Annotated in this window: 13 protein-coding genes; 9 read left to right on the top strand and 4 right to left on the bottom strand. The window is 39.0% G+C overall.

Translation table 11 applies throughout. The annotated features are described in order from the left end of the window. Window positions 1-998: amidohydrolase (locus HRT50_RS11285; protein ID WP_291614452.1), on the bottom strand; the 998-nt coding region annotated here is incomplete at its 3' end. A gap of 66 nt (window positions 999-1,064) precedes the next feature. Next, a complete protein-coding gene (locus HRT50_RS11290; RefSeq protein ID WP_291614454.1) occupies window positions 1,065-1,790 on the bottom strand; it encodes an SDR family oxidoreductase in 726 nt (241 codons plus the stop codon). A 120-nt stretch (window positions 1,791-1,910) separates the two neighbouring features. On the opposite strand from HRT50_RS11290, the gene HRT50_RS11295 reads away from it, so the two are divergent. Both HRT50_RS11295 and HRT50_RS11300 read left to right on the top strand, forming a co-directional pair. After that, a complete protein-coding gene (locus HRT50_RS11295) occupies window positions 1,911-2,381 on the top strand; it encodes a DUF3010 family protein (protein WP_291614456.1) in 471 nt (156 codons plus the stop codon). A 189-nt stretch (window positions 2,382-2,570) separates the two neighbouring features. Beyond that, complete coding sequence (locus HRT50_RS11300) at window positions 2,571-4,367, top strand: acyl-CoA dehydrogenase C-terminal domain-containing protein (protein WP_291614458.1); 1,797 nt, start codon at window positions 2,571-2,573, stop codon at window positions 4,365-4,367. A 131-nt stretch (window positions 4,368-4,498) separates the two neighbouring features. Here HRT50_RS11300 and HRT50_RS11305 read toward each other — a convergent pair whose 3' ends face one another. Together HRT50_RS11305 and rpsT are read right to left on the bottom strand one after the other, a co-directional pair. Then, on the bottom strand, window positions 4,499-6,223 hold the full coding sequence (locus tag HRT50_RS11305) for a Zn-dependent hydrolase (protein ID WP_291614460.1): 1,725 nt from the start codon (window positions 6,221-6,223) through the stop codon (window positions 4,499-4,501). Window positions 6,224-6,504: 281 nt separating this feature from the next. Continuing rightward, complete coding sequence (rpsT, locus tag HRT50_RS11310; RefSeq protein WP_291614462.1) at window positions 6,505-6,765, bottom strand: 30S ribosomal protein S20; 261 nt, start codon at window positions 6,763-6,765, stop codon at window positions 6,505-6,507. A gap of 345 nt (window positions 6,766-7,110) precedes the next feature. Here rpsT and murJ point away from each other — a divergent pair, with 345 nt between their 5' ends. From murJ to HRT50_RS11345, 7 genes are all read left to right on the top strand, one after another. After that, on the top strand, window positions 7,111-8,712 hold the full coding sequence (murJ, locus tag HRT50_RS11315; RefSeq protein WP_291614464.1) for a murein biosynthesis integral membrane protein MurJ: 1,602 nt from the start codon (window positions 7,111-7,113) through the stop codon (window positions 8,710-8,712). Between the two features lie 156 nt (window positions 8,713-8,868). Then, window positions 8,869-9,789: a bifunctional riboflavin kinase/FAD synthetase gene (gene ribF, locus HRT50_RS11320; protein ID WP_291614466.1), complete on the top strand. Its 921-nt coding sequence runs from the start codon at window positions 8,869-8,871 to the stop codon at window positions 9,787-9,789. Window positions 9,790-9,924: 135 nt separating this feature from the next. Further along, on the top strand, window positions 9,925-12,786 hold the full coding sequence (ileS, locus tag HRT50_RS11325) for an isoleucine--tRNA ligase (RefSeq protein WP_291614468.1): 2,862 nt from the start codon (window positions 9,925-9,927) through the stop codon (window positions 12,784-12,786). A gap of 174 nt (window positions 12,787-12,960) precedes the next feature. After that, window positions 12,961-13,548: a signal peptidase II gene (lspA, locus tag HRT50_RS11330; RefSeq protein WP_291614470.1), complete on the top strand. Its 588-nt coding sequence runs from the start codon at window positions 12,961-12,963 to the stop codon at window positions 13,546-13,548. A gap of 2 nt (window positions 13,549-13,550) precedes the next feature. Further along, the gene (gene fkpB, locus HRT50_RS11335; protein WP_291614472.1) at window positions 13,551-13,994 is read left to right on the top strand and encodes an FKBP-type peptidyl-prolyl cis-trans isomerase; all 444 of its coding nucleotides are present in this window, start codon (window positions 13,551-13,553) and stop codon (window positions 13,992-13,994) included. A gap of 180 nt (window positions 13,995-14,174) precedes the next feature. Further along, window positions 14,175-14,894, top strand: a complete 720-nt coding sequence (gene tsaB / locus HRT50_RS11340) for a tRNA (adenosine(37)-N6)-threonylcarbamoyltransferase complex dimerization subunit type 1 TsaB (protein WP_291614474.1) — start codon at window positions 14,175-14,177, stop codon at window positions 14,892-14,894. 37 nt (window positions 14,895-14,931) lie between these two features. Continuing rightward, window positions 14,932-15,499 (top strand): M50 family metallopeptidase (locus HRT50_RS11345; protein WP_291614477.1); only part of this gene is annotated, 568 nt, incomplete at its 3' end.

A 15,499-nucleotide genomic window follows, 5' to 3' on the forward strand; every position in this document is an offset into this window, starting at 1 on the left:
TAGATTTTATAAATTTCAAGCGCATTGTTAAATAGCAATGCGCTTTTTTCATTTTCACTACACTGCTTAATAAGATTAGAGCCGAGTATATCCTGCCAATAATCAGCATAACTTTTATTACCTACCTCATTAACCAACTTATTACCTAACCCTCTACCTACTTTTTTACCTAGTAAGCACAGCGGAAAGTTACTGGCTAGCATTACTCGTTCAATTGAAAATTCGCTAATACAAAAACTTGTTACCGCTGAAAACCAAGACATTTGATATTGTCGGTCTGCCATTTCCCAGCCAGAACACTTAATAAATACATTGGGGTACTTAGCTAGTTCGCTTATATTATTTTGCCATAAGTGCCATTCATCATTATCAGTATTAACATTAGTTGAGGCGCTTTTAGGTGGGAAGCCTGCATGGTTAATGATAAAGCGCAGTTGGTCATTATGGATGATGGTTTGTATTAATAACGGCATAACTTTGTTGGAATCTTCATCTGCCAGAGGTAGTTGCAGCTCAAATATAAAGTCAGTTACTTGATTAAGGCTGGCAAAGTTTTGCTGGACGTTTTGATTGCTTAAAATACTATAAGCGTGTTCATCAAGAATATGACGAACACCTATTAAACTCTGATACTGCTGTAACTTGTGTAATGTTCTTTGAAAATGCTCAGGCTGTGCCAACAAATCGATGCTAGCAATAGTTCGACTCTTTGGATGAGGCAAGCCTGCAATGGTTAGGTTAGCAAAGGCTAAACTACCAAGGTATTCAAGCTCACGCCAAGGTTTAGTATTATCGAAGCCCGCTTCAATATGAACAAAACCACTAAGCTTGATGTTACCCGTCAGAGCTAAACACTTGGTCAAATCATCAATTGAAAAGTCTTGCTGGATAAGCGACTTATCTGGCCAAAAGGGTGGGTTTTCTGATTTAAGCCAATGGTAATCGCCACGTGAACGAGCAAATAAATGCAAATGCGGATCAATGATGTTAATTGTCATAACGTTATTGTAGAGGCCTTTATATATGCAAGTCTTGTCTATTACGGGATCTCATTTTTATTATTGTTATTGCGCGGTATAGCCGCCATCAATCACTTGCAAGCTACCAGTGATAAATTTGGCTTTATCTGAAGCTAAAAATAGCACCAACTCCGCTACTTCTTCAGGTTGCCCTAAACGCTGCAATGGTTGTAATTTCTCTTCTTCAAGGTGTATTGCCGCTTTATCCGCACCTGATTTTTGACAATAGTTATCAATTGCTTGGTGGTATAGCGGTGTTTCAATGGTGCCAGGGCACACTGCATTGGCACGAATATTATAGCTAGCGTAATCAAGCGCGGTAGTTTTAGCGATAGAGGCGAGGGCGCTTTTACTCAGGTTATAAGCAAAAGAATTCTGTTTGGCAATTAATGCCTGATCGGAAGCCATCAACAATATTGCGCCATTTTTATTCGCTTTCATCGATGGTAGCACCGCTTTGATCGCGGCATAGGCACCCTTAACATTAATGTTAAAGACCTTATCTAAATCAGCTTCACTGGTATTTTCAATATTGGCGGAAAAATGAATACCGGCATTAGAGACCAAAACATCAATAGTATGCTGCTTAGCAATCTCAGTAATTATTTCGCTAACTTGTTGAGTGTTAGTTACATCACATTGGCGAAAGTTACCTGCTGTTGAAGGAGATAAATCTAAATTAAACACCTGGTAATTATTTTCGACGAAGAGTTTTACAATACTTAAGCCAATACCAGAGCTACCACCGGTGATCACACATACTTTTTTCATCAAATTTACTCATTTAACGCATTTATAATAAATGATACCTGTAAGCTTAACCAAGTTCCAATTACTTCTTTGTATGGTTTGAGTGTATAATATTGGCAATTCGTTTAATGAGGTTTTTCCATGATAGCTTGTGGTGTAGAAATTAAGAGCAATGATGCAATAATTTGTATCATGTCTAAAGAAAATAACTTGTATGATATTCCTCATACACGTGTACAAAAAATTAGCCTAGATAATGCCGGCGATGCAGAGCAAGTGCAAAAATTTCAATTTACTTTTGCCAAGCTGATGGAAGATTACCAAGTTACTCATGTACAAATTAAAGGTCGCGCTTTAAAAGGTAAGTTTTCTGGCGGCCCTATTGGTTTTAAAATTGAAGCCGCTATTCAGCTGATTAGCGATTTGAATGTTGAAATTTTAGCCGGTAGTTTTATTAAGAAAGAATTATCGAGAAGCCAAATTGATATTGATTTTCGTGATACGGGCTTAAAGCAATATCAAGAACAAGCGTTCACCACAGTATTCGCTTACTTAGAATCTCAAAATAATGCTTATAACGTACAGCCTGAAAGTAATAATCAAGAAGATTAAACTTTATCGTGCTGTGATTTGTGCAGAATGAGTTACATTTAAAAAAGCTTAGTGATTAACGTCACTAAGCTTTTTTTTATTTAGGCTATTTAAAAAGTGTTCATAACATGATTTAATCAAACGCTTGTTTGAAAATATAACCTCAGACCCGTTTTTTTTAAACCAAAAAGTTAACCATTGGAGAAAATCATGCCAGAGTACAAAGCACCGATCAGAGACATTAAGTTTGTTATGCAAGAGTTATTGGATTGCGATAACCATTATCAAAAATTAGGTTATGAAGATGCTAGTTTAGATATGGTTGATGCCATTATTAGCGAAGCGGCAAAATTCACTGAGCAAGTTGTCGCGCCTATAAATCAAATTGGTGATGAACAAGGCTGTACTTGGACAGATGGTGAGGTGACCACACCTGATGGTTTTAAAGAGGCTTATCAACAATATGTTGAAGGTGGTTGGCCAACCTTAGCGCAAAATGTAGATTTTGGTGGCCAAGGTTTACCGCATTCATTAAATACCGCTATTACCGAGCTTTTCTCTAGTGCTAATCATAGTTTTGCCATGTATCCAGGTTTAAGTCATGGCGCATTAGCGACCATTGAAGCTCATGGTAGTGAACAGCTAAAAAATCAATTCATACCTAAACTCGTTGAAGGGTCTTGGACCGGCACAATGTGTTTAACTGAATCACATTGTGGTACCGATTTAGGCATGTTACGCACCAAAGCAGAGTTAAATGAAGATGGTAGCTATTCTTTAACAGGCTCAAAAATATTTATTTCTGCAGGTGAACATGATTTATCCGACAATATTGTTCATATTGTAATTGCAAGGATCCCTGGCTCTCCAGAAGGTAGTAAAGGCATTTCGTTATTTATTGTGCCTAAGTTTAATGTGACAGACGAGGGTGCTCTTAGTGACCGCAATGCAGTTTCTTGTGGCTCTATTGAACATAAGATGGGCATCAACGCGAACGCAACGTGTGTCATTAACTTTGATGGCGCTAAAGGTTACTTAATTGGCGAAGTTAACCGTGGCTTAAATTGCATGTTTACCTTTATGAACGTTGCTCGCTTAGGTGTAGCTACTGAAGGTGTCGCTGCGGCTGAGGCATCATTTCAAGGGGCATTAGCTTATGCAAAAGACAGGTTACAGATGCGTTCTTTATCGGGTGTGAAGAATCCTAAGGGTCCAGCAGATGCAATAATTGTTCACCCCGATGTTCGCCGCATGTTATTAACCCAGAAGTCTATTGCGGAAGGTGGTCGAGCACTGATTGCCTATTTAGCACAGTTAGTAGATATCGGTCACGCTAGTACCTGTGAAGAAGAAAAAGCAGCGGCAGAAACTAAACTGGCTTTATTAACACCTATTGCTAAAGCTTTCCTTACCGAACTAGGTTTAGAGTGTACTAGTCATGGCGTGCAAGTTTTTGGTGGCCACGGCTTTATCAAAGAGTGGGGCATGGAACAATTAATGCGCGATACTAAAATTAGTTGTTTATATGAAGGCACTACCGGTATTCAAGCCTTAGATTTATTGGCTAGAAAGATATTAGGTTCTAAAGGAAAAATCCTTAAAGCTTTTGGTAGTGAAGTAACCAAATTCTGTTTAGAGAATGCAGAAGACGATGCCATGCAAGAGTTTATTCAACCGATTATGAGCTTTGGCGGCGATTGGCAAAAAATGACAGAAAAAGTCGGCGAAAAGGCTATGCAAAATCCAGATGAAATAGGTGCAGCCTCGGTTGATTACTTGATGTATTCAGGCTATTTAACTCTGGCTTATTTCTGGGCGAAAATGGCAAAAGTTGCTCAAGATAAACTTGCCGAAGGCAGTGATGAAGAAGCCTTTTATCAAGCAAAAATTAAAACAGCGCGTTTCTACTTTCAACGTATATTACCACGAGCCAAAGGTCATGCCGCTTGTGTTGAAAATGGCGGTGAATCTATGATGGCACTTGATGCGGATGACTTCTCTTTCTAAGCTATCAAGTCTGCTTTACTCTACATTGTTAGAGTAATAAAAAAGCGCTTATCGATTAACTCGATAAGCGCTTTTTTTCTATTTATTTGCTTGTGTCTTTAAGGTAATAAATAGAGTAAATAACTAGAGTGCTACAGCCCTAATACTTGTTTACCTTGTTTAAAAACAATATCTACCGGGATATTCGCGGCTTCTAAACGCGCTAAGTCTGCGGCAAGGGTTTCACCAATCACACCGCTTTCTTTCACTAATTTATCAACACCTTGGTAGTCACCATTACCTTGTAAGGTTAATATTAGTTCAGATAAAGAGTTAATTGCCGCAGTCATCTTATCTACATTAATGCTATATAAACCTTGCTCATTGCGGCTAAAGGCACCGTTTTCTTGGAAGTAATTAAAACGTACCATGTTGGCCTTGCCGTGAGCTGAGCTGGCACCAAAGCGAATTGAACGGAAAATTCCAGCCAAAAAGGTAGTGTAATAATCTTCTAAGGTACCTTCAGTGATTGCGCCTTTATTAAGTAATTGACGAATCATGTATAAACCAAGAATGTCGGCTTTACCTTCTTCTAATGCTGAAGCATGTTCTTTTAATGCTTGGCGAACCGGACCTTGACCATTAAGGGTGTTCTTAATACCTAAACCGTGAGCAACTTCATGAAACATGGTATTAGCAAAGAAACCGGTGAAGGTGACGTTTTTACGCTGCTCAGGCACGATAAGCGTATCAGCGATAGGTAACATGATGGCATCAAATTTGGCACGCATGGCATTTTTTAACTGTAAGCGTCTGGTACCTTTTTTCAGCTGTACTTCTTCATCATTCGGTAAGTTGATAGCAATTGTTTTACTACCCGCATTTGAGTGACCGGCATAATAAATGACATCATAAGCATTTAAGTCAGCATCTGAGCCTGGAACTTCGGCTTTATACTTCTTGGCTACCGGTAAACCCTTTTGTAATTCAGGTAAAAACTGAGCGTATTTAGCCAGTTTTTCACTCCAGGCCATGTCTTTAATCAAAACATACGATTCAAAAGCAGCGCGGTAACCGTAAAGTTGGTCTTCATAGCTTTCAATAGGGCCAATAACCACATCAATTGGGTTGTTTTTCATGTCCATCCAAGCGTAATCTGAGGCTTGATAGTCATCTGTGCGTAATGCCTGAGCACGCATGGTGAGATAATTAGCAAATTCTTTATCATCGGCAAACTTTGCTGCTTCATCAAGAATAGCCGCTGCACGGGTCATTTTGTCATGATAAATTTCAGAGTAAGCTACAGTCATCAGCTTACCTTCGTTATCACGTCGAACAACCGAATAAAGGCCCTTTTTGTCGCTAAAATCACTCTGCTCAAGTTCAGCCTTAGTCATATCGCTAGGATAAAATTCAGCGCCGTGTGCTTTTGTTGTCGCTTGGCTTAAAAATATTTTATCGCCATCGAGACGATCCCAAGGACCATAGTTTACTTCAGCAAAGCGTCTGACGTTTTCATCACTAATACTCGCTAAGAAGCTTTGTTTATCTTGTGAGAAAGCTTGCAGCCAAAACAAGTCATCCATTATTTTAGAGGCATCAATCAATAAAGCTAACATTTGCTTTTGGTTGGTAGATAAATGGCTTAAATCGGCACTTAGGGTGACTTCTTTGTATATATTTAAACGACTTTCAAAACCCGCAAGAAGCTCAGGTTGATTGGCAGGCTTTAGCTGTTCACTACTAAGGCTTGTAGTATTTTGCTCAATAGCACTGTCTTTAGTGGCATTATCTTCATCAGTATTATTACAAGCAGTTAATGTGGCGCTAGCCAGTAATACTACCGCGGCAATTTTTGTTAGTTTTAGTGCTTTCATAGCAGGTCTCTATAAATAAGTTGCCTAGAGACTAGAAAAAAATGGAGCTGAGTGCAATAGAAAAGAGTAATTAAACACTCGCTTAGCTGTAAAAGTAACGCTTTGCTTTAAAGCTGAGCAATGTTGACTAAAAGGCAGCCAGCAGGAAGCTTAAAGGAATCCTAAGAAGAAAAGTGTAAAGCAAATTTCAGACATAAAAAAACCGACAAAAGTCGGCTTTTAAATGGAAAACATAGTGCACTATATTTTCACTTCATAAAATAATACAGCTAAAGCAATAATTAAAGTGCTTTGATTGCTGCATTTAAACGGCTCTTAGAACGAGCTGCTTTATTTTTATGAATAAGACCTTTACTTGCGTAACGATCTAAAATTGGTGTAGCAGCAGCGAATTCTTTTGTTGCTACGTCTTTGTCACCAGCTTCAATTGCTGCTAGTACTTTTTTAAGTAAAGTACGCATCATTGAGCGACGACTTGCATTATGTTGACGGCGCTTTTCAGATTGTACTGCGCGCTTCTTAGCTTGCTTTGAGTTAGCCAAGGTGATCTCCTAAAAGAGTGATTATAAGCTTAAATTTAAGGCGACGAAATATGCCTTTTTTTTAGCTCTTTGTCAAATGTTTTAATTGTTTAATTGAGTCTTAACGATAAAATTAACGATAAAAAGCAATTAAAAAGAATATGGTTGCTGTTTACGACGAGAATCTTCGCCGATAGAACAGATCATGTTGTGAACAGCGGTAAGTATACATTGTTTAAATAGCTAAAATCATCACATAATACACATTATTTATTTTCGCCATATTTCCACCGTATTTCTGTATCGATTTTGTATGGGTGTAGCACTATTTATCAATCAAAAAAATTTTGATTGGAGGACGTTTTTTTGAGCAAAAAATTAATTAAATCAGGGGTGATTGTTAGTGTTATGACATTGGTCTCTCGGGTATTAGGTTTAATACGCGATGTAGTCATTGCTAATGTGATGGGCGCGGGGGCGATGGCAGATGTATTTTTATTTGCTAACAAAATCCCTAATTTTTTCCGAAGACTCTTCGCTGAAGGGGCATTTGCCCAAGCTTTCGTGCCAGTATTAAGCGAATATCGGGTCAAGGATGAACAAGAAGGAGATCAGCATGATGGTAAAAAGACCCAAGAACAAACACGTTTATTAATTGCGCAAGCTTCCGGTACCTTAGGTGTCATTATCACCGGGGTGACCTTGTTCGGTATGTTGGCGTCGCCCTTATTTGTTATGTTGTTTGGTTTTGGCTGGTTTGTCGATTGGTTTAATGATGCGCCAGGCGGAGAAAAATTTACCCTAGCAAGTAATCTACTGAGTATTACTTTTCCTTATCTATGGTTCATTAGCTTTGCTGCGCTTTCAGGTGCAGTGCTCAATACCATGGGTCGCTTTGCTGTCGCCGCTTTTACGCCTGTTTTGCTTAATGTTGCCATTATCGGTATGGCTATTTATGGTGCACCTTATACAGAGAGCCCTGCCCATGCATTAGCTTGGGGGGTATTTTTAGGCGGCTTAATCCAGTTTCTTTTTCAGATACCATTTTTGTACAGAGCAGGCATGTTGGTTAAACCAAAATGGGCTTGGCATAGTGAGGGTGTTACTAAAATAAGAAAATTGATTATACCGGCCTTGTTTGGTGTTTCCGTTACACAAATCAACTTATTACTTGATACTTTAATTGCCAGTTTCTTGATTACCGGCTCTATTAGTTGGCTTTATTATGCCGACCGGTTGTTAGAGTTTCCACTCGGACTTTTTGGTATTGGCATTGCCACTGTAGTGTTACCTAGCTTGGCAAGGCTGCATAGTAAAAATAATCCCGCAGAATTTAGCGCCACCCTTGACTGGGGTATACGTGTCATCAGCCTATTTGGTTGGCCAGCTTTAGCGGGTTTGATGGTATTAGCACAGCCCATTATTATGGTGTTATTTATGCGCGGTGAGTTTACTCAAGACACTGTTATTCAGGTCTCAATGGCATTATTCGCTTATTTATCAGGCTTGTTAAGTTTTATGTTTATCAAAATATTAGCGCCTGGGTATTACGCCCGACAAGATACTAAAACACCAGTGAAAATAGGTATCAAAGCCATGGTTGCTAATATGGTTTTTAACTTAATGTTGGCACCATTTTTAGGTTATGTTGGACTCGCCTTGGCGACATCACTCTCAGCAACACTTAATGCTTGGTTGTTATATCGCGGTCTAAAAGCGGCGGGTGTCTATCAGTTATCAGCCAAAACAATGTTATTTATTGGTAAATTAGTGCTTAGTGCTGGTGTTATGGCGTTGGTGGTTTATCAATTATCAGCTGACTTTGATGTTTGGTTGACTATGAGCTTCTTTACACAGGTAAAGCAACTAAGTCTTTGTATTATATCGGGTGTTGCTAGTTATCTGGTGATGATTGTTTTATTAGGTATACGATTAAATGACTTTACGATAGCTAAAGGCGAAAAATAAGCTAAAAAAAATGCTTGAGCTACTGATTATTAACGCTCGCTGGTATATAATTTTCCGATTTATTTTATATGAATCTCAGAAGTGAGGTTCGTTGTGGCTTAGCTAATGGTTTAGTTAGGTCATTTAGCGTGATAGTAAGAGGCAGAATAATAGCTAATGCAGTTAGTTCGCGGTATACATAATATTCGATTACAAGATCATGGTTGTGTATTAACTATTGGTAATTTTGATGGTGTGCACTTAGGCCATCAGCAAGTCATTAAAGCATTGGTCAATAAAGCCAAAGCATTAAATTGTGTCGCGGCAGTATTAGTATTTGAGCCTTTGCCACAAGAACTGTTCTCTCCCGAAAATGCGCCTGCGCGTTTATGTCGTCTTCGTGATAAATATAACCTATTAGCGAAGTTGGGCGTGCAGCGACTCATTTGTGTGAACTTTACCGCTAAGTTTGCTGCTCAAAGTGCTGAGCACTTTATTGAAAACCTTTTAGTTAACAAATTGGGCATAAAGCATCTTATTGTTGGTGATGATTTTCATTTTGGTAAAAATCGTACTGGTAATTTTTCCATGCTATGTCAAGCAGGAAAAAAATTCGGTTTTGATGTATCAGATACTGCCAGTTACAAAATGGCGGATTGCAGAATTAGTTCAACCGCTATTCGTCAAGCATTAGAGCAAGACGACCTAGCGACAGTAAAGCAGATGCTAGGCAGAGAATATTCAATTATTGGTCGAGTTTTCCATGGTGATAAACGTGGCCGTCAATTAGGATTTCCCACCGCTAATGTTTTACTTAAAAGACGTGTTTCACCGCTCAATGGTGTTTTCGCGGTAATGGTGCAAACATCGAGTGGTTTATTTAAAGGTGTTGCTAATATCGGTGCTAGACCGACTATTAATGGTGTTAGGCAACAACTCGAAGTACATATTTTTGATTTTGATGAAAGCTTGTACGGACAATGCATTGAAGTGATAGTGAAGAAAAAACTGCGCCCAGTGATAAAATTCGACAGCCTTGAAGCGTTAACCGCGCAAATTCGTCAAGACAGTGAACAAGCAAAACAAGCATTAGCGTAAGGCGTTTCCTGAGCTTTGCTTGCGCTCTATTCTTGAAAAGTAAAAACAATATATTCAATAAACAGTTATAAATCGGGTTGATATTTATAGCTATTCGTTAAATTTATCAGCCTACCTAAACGGATAATGATTTAAATGAGTGATTACAAACAGACCTTGAACTTACCAGCCACTTCTTTCGCTATGAAAGGAAACATGGCTAATCGTGAACCTAATATGCTCAAAGAGTGGGCGGCTAAAGATCTTTATGGCAAAATTCGTGAAGCCAAGAAAGGTAAAAAGTCATTTGTTCTGCATGATGGCCCTCCTTATGCCAATGGTAATATTCATTTAGGCCATGCGGTTAATAAAATCTTAAAAGATATTATTGTTAAATCAAAAACCTTATCCGATTTCAACTCTCCATTTGTACCAGGCTGGGATTGCCATGGTTTACCGATTGAATTAATGGTTGAGAAAAAAATAGGTAAGCCAGGTCATAAAGTTACCGCTAGTGTTTTTCGTGAAAAATGTCGCGAATATGCCGCTAAGCAAGTCAATGGTCAACGAGAAGATTTCAAACGTTTAGGCATTTTTGCTGACTGGGACAAACCATACTTAACCATGGACTTTGGTACTGAAGCCAATATTATCCGTTCGTTAGGTAAAATTGCTGAAAATGGTCATTTGCATCAAGGCTTTAAACCTGTGCATTGGTGTACTGATTGTGGTTCATCTTTGGCAGAAGCTGAAGTTGAATATAAAGATAAACAATCACCTGCTATTGATGTCAAATTTGTTATCGCTGATGAAGCAGTTGCTGATAAGTTCTCTCACCCAGAAGGCCACAAAGGGACAGGTGAGATTGGCATAGTTATTTGGACAACTACGCCGTGGACACTACCGGCTAACCGTGCGATATCAGTTCATGCCGAAGTAGAATACACCTTAGTGCAATGTGATGTAGAAGGAAAGCAGCAACGATTAATCATTGCTTCTGACCTTGTTAGTTCATGTATGGACCGCTTTGGTTTAGATAAGTATCACGCATTAGGTTTCTGTAAAGGTCAAGATTTAGAATTAGTACAATGTCAGCATCCATTTTATGACTTTACTGTGCCGGTTATTTTAGGTGAACATGTAACGACTGATTCAGGTACCGGTTGTGTACATACGGCTCCTGGTCATGGTGTAGAAGATTTCGTTGTTGGTAAGTTATACGACTTAGAAGTGGCTAACCCAGTTGGCGCTAATGGCGTATACCTTGAAGATACCCCATTACTTGCCGGCCAACATGTCTTTAAAGCCAATGCGAGTGTGGTTGAGATATTAAAAGAAAATGGTGCATTAGTTCATCATCACGCGTTAGAGCATTCTTACCCACATTGCTGGCGCCATAAAACACCATTGATTTTCCGTGCTACGCCGCAGTGGTTTATCAGCATGGACAAAAAAGGTTTACGTCAAGATTCATTAAACGAAATCGAAAAAACACAGTGGATCCCTGATTGGGGTCAACGTCGTATCGAATCTATGGTTGAAGGTCGTCCTGATTGGTGTATTTCACGCCAACGTACGTGGGGCGTGCCTATGGCATTATTCATTCATCAAGATACCGGTGCCTTACATCCGCGTAGTATTGAGCTTATTGAAGAAGTTGCCCAACGTGTTGAAAAATTAGGCATTCAAGCATGGTTTGACTTAGAGGCAAGCGAACTTATTGGTGATGATGCGAAAGAATACATTAAAGTACCTGATACTTTAGATGTATGGTTTGATTCAGGTACTACTCATGAATCAGTTATCAAGGCGCGTGAAGAATTTGACGGTATTGCTGACTTATATCTTGAAGGCTCTGATCAACATCGTGGTTGGTTTATGTCATCAATGATTTCATCAGTTGCTATGAATGGTAAAGCGCCATATAAGCAAGTGCTAACTCACGGTTTTGTGGTTGACGCTAAAGGTCACAAAATGTCTAAATCATTAGGCAATGTTATTACGCCAAAAGAAATTACTAACAACTTAGGCGCTGATATTTTACGCTTATGGTCAGCATCAGTAAATTACACGCAAGAAATAACTGCGGGTGATGAAATATTTAAGCGTCAAGCCGACGCTTATCGTCGTATTCGTAATACATCACGTTTCTTATTATCTAACTTAACCGGTTTTGAGCCAGCTAATCACATGGTAGCGGTTGAAGATATGGTTGCGCTTGATCGCTGGGTTATCGATAAAGCAGCACGCCTACAAGAAGAAATTATTAACGCCTATGATGAATATGAATTTCATGTAGTGGTGCATAAATTAATGAACTTCTGTACTAACGAGCTTGGTGGCTTCTACTTAGATATTATCAAAGACAGACAATATACCGCTAAAAGTGATTCGAATGCCCGTCGTTCATGTCAAACAGCGATGTACTTAATTGCTGAAGCAATGACTGCTTGGATGGCACCAATCTTGTCATTTACTGCACAAGAAATCTGGCAAGCGTTACCATTACCAGCAAGCGGCGAGCGTGATGAGTTTGTCTTTACCGGTGTTTGGTTTGATGGCCTAACTAAACAGGAAAGTAAGCAAGAAGAAAATACTGACTCAGTAGATGAGTTAGGTAACGAATACTGGACTGAATTACTGACTGTTCGTGGTGAAGTTAACCGCGCGTTAGAGCAAGCAAGAAAAGATAAGTCTGTTGGTAAAGCACTAGAAGCACAGGTTACCTTGTTTGCGACGGCTGATTTAGCGGCTAAGTTAACTAAATTGGGTGACGAATTACGTTTTGTGTTAATCACCTCAAAAGCGACAATCGAAACAGTAACAGCGGCACCAGAAAACGCCCTTGAAACTGAGATTGAAGGCTTATGGTTATCAGTATCACCTGCAGAAGGTATTAAGTGTGAGCGTTGTTGGCATGTCACTACCGATATCGACGAAAGTGAAAAGCACCCGACAATCTGTGGTCGTTGTATCACTAATATTGATGGTGCCGGTGAAACAAGACAGTTCGCTTAAGTTTATCAATCTGATTGATTTAAACTTATCGAGTAAAGCTTAACTGAAATTATCGGGCTATTACCTGCTTCTTATTATTTATTAATAGGAAGACGGTAGTAGCTTATTTAGTTCTGATACATGATTTATATACATAAAAAATACACTTAATTGTGCAATATGAGATTAACTCCATTGAAAAAATTATTTAATGACACCGGGTTACGTTGGTTATGGCTAACCTTGTTGTGCTTGATTATTGACCAAGTTAGTAAGCAGTGGGTTGCCGGCACGTTTGATTATCGAGAAACCTTGTCTGTTTTACCTTTTTTCAACCTAACTTATGTCCATAATCCAGGCGCGGCATTTAGCTTTTTAGCGGACCAAGGCGGTTGGCAGCGCTGGTTTTTCACCGCCGTTGCTGCTATTGCCAGTATTGTCTTTCTCATTTGGATGGCAAAAACACCAAAACAGCAACGATTATTAAGTATTTCTTTTGCTTTAATTTTAAGTGGCGCGGTAGGTAACTTGATCGATAGAGTCTTATTTGGTTATGTAATCGATTTTCTCGACTTTCATTGGGCTGGTTATCACTTTGCCGCTTTTAATATTGCTGACTCAGTTATCTTTATTGGTGCAGCTTTAATGATTTTTGAGTCCTTCACTAATAAAGAAGATAATCAAGAAGCTAACAAAGACGCTAATCTGAAGGCTAATATAGAAAGCAAGAATGAAAGTGATAACGAAGAACAGAAGAATAAAACAAATAAGGTAAAGAGTTAATCATGACAGATACAACGCAAGCAAAAATTCAAAGCGACTCAAGCATTCTTGTCCATATTACCATGAAGCTAAGTGATGGCTCTGCTGCTGATAGTACCAAAGTTAATAATAAACCCGCTAAAATTATTATGGGTGATAACAGTATTTCACCAGCCTTTGAAGCAGAACTTATTGGCATGGAAAAAGGTGACTCAAGAGAGTTTACTCTGGTAGCAAAAGACGCTTTTGGTGAGAGCAACCCAGATAATATCCATTATATGGATATTGATAAATTTACTGCTGACGCACCAGCGAAAATAGGTAATATCATTACTTTTTCTCAACCCGGTGGTGAGTTACCAGGCATGATTAAAGAAGTTAATGGTAGCTCTGTGACTATTGATTTCAATCATCCATTAGCAGGACAAACGGTTACTTTTGTAATTGATTTAGTCGACATTATTTAAACTATTTATATCCGTTTAAATGCCTTTTGCTCTTTGTTGCGAAGCACTTCACATAGAGAAACTATGCATCAGTCCTCGCGCCGCGAGCAAAGAAACATTTAATTCGGATAAATTATAAGAATGAATGATCAACAGACCTTAAATTAGAAGGTCGTTAAAGGTAATTAAAAGGTATATATAGTGAATTATTTGGCTCTTGATGCTTCAACGGAAGCATGTTCAGTAGCGCTGGAAGTAAACGGTAAAGTCTTTTCTCGTTACGAACTTTGCCCACAATCGCACAGTTTACATTTACTGCCGATGATAGATGCAGTGCTTAAAGAGGCAAATGTTAAGCTAGCAGAGCTTGATGGCCTTATATTTGGTCAAGGTCCAGGCAGTTTTACTGGCGTACGTATTGGTGTTGGTGTTGCTCAAGGGTTAGCGTTTTCTGCTAACTTATCTGTTGTTGGTGTTTCTAGTCTACAAGCTATGGCGCAAATAGCTTATATGAAACACGGACAAAAGCACGTTATTGCCGCAATCGATGCGCGTATGGCAGAAGTTTACAATGGTTATTATACCTTGGATGAACATGATGTTATGCAAGCACAGCAAGCAGAGGCGGTAACGCCTCCTGAGAAGTTAGCTGAGCACCTTTCATCGGTAGTTACTACACCTTTCTATGCTGTTGGCACAGGTTGGGATGCGTACTCTGAAAAGTTAAGTGAAAACTTAGGTGAGCAATTATTGGCATTGAGAACTAATGAAGCTAGTCCAGAGATATTATTCCCGACTGCTGAAGCAATGTTAGCGATAGGTAAAGTGAAATTAGAACAAGGGCAGGGCGTATCAGCAGAAGAAGCGCAGCCAGTCTACGTTCGAGATACCGTTTCTTGGAAAAAGCTTCCGGGTAAATAACACTGGTAATGATGACAACCCACTATGGCAGTAAAATATGAGCAGTAACTCGCAAAATACTTCATCAGGCTCTTCACAAGGCTCATCACAAGGTAAGTCAGCCAGTTTTTGGCAAAAGTACCAATTATATTTTTTACTGGTGGCTGCCATCATTATTAGGCAAATTCCGATAGTTTCTATTCCGTTGAACTGGCTGGAAACTTACTTCCATGAAATAAGTCATGGTATTGCCGCGTTACTAACGGGTGGCGAGATTATTCGCATTCAATTATTTCCTAATGGATCAGGTCTTTGTACTAGTCGAGGGGGGATTAATTTTATTATTAGCTTTTTTGGCTATGGCGGAGCAACCCTTTGGGGCTGGTTAATATTTAAGTTAGCAAATAGCCATCAACGCACAGCACAGGTTTTTTCTGGCTTAATGATAGTATTATTGCTTGCATCAATTATTTTTTGGGCTCGAGATCTGCTTACTATGGTGATCCTTGCCAGTTTAGCCGTTATGTTTGTTATGACCATAAAAATGCGCCGCTTATATTATTTGCAGCTATTGTTAAAATTCTTTGGCTTGAGTATTTTATTAAACAGCTTGTTTAGCCCAACCT

Origin of the sequence: Colwellia sp. (assembly GCF_013215345.1) — a bacterium.
In the GTDB taxonomy this organism is placed as follows: Bacteria; Pseudomonadota; Gammaproteobacteria; order Enterobacterales; family Alteromonadaceae; genus Colwellia.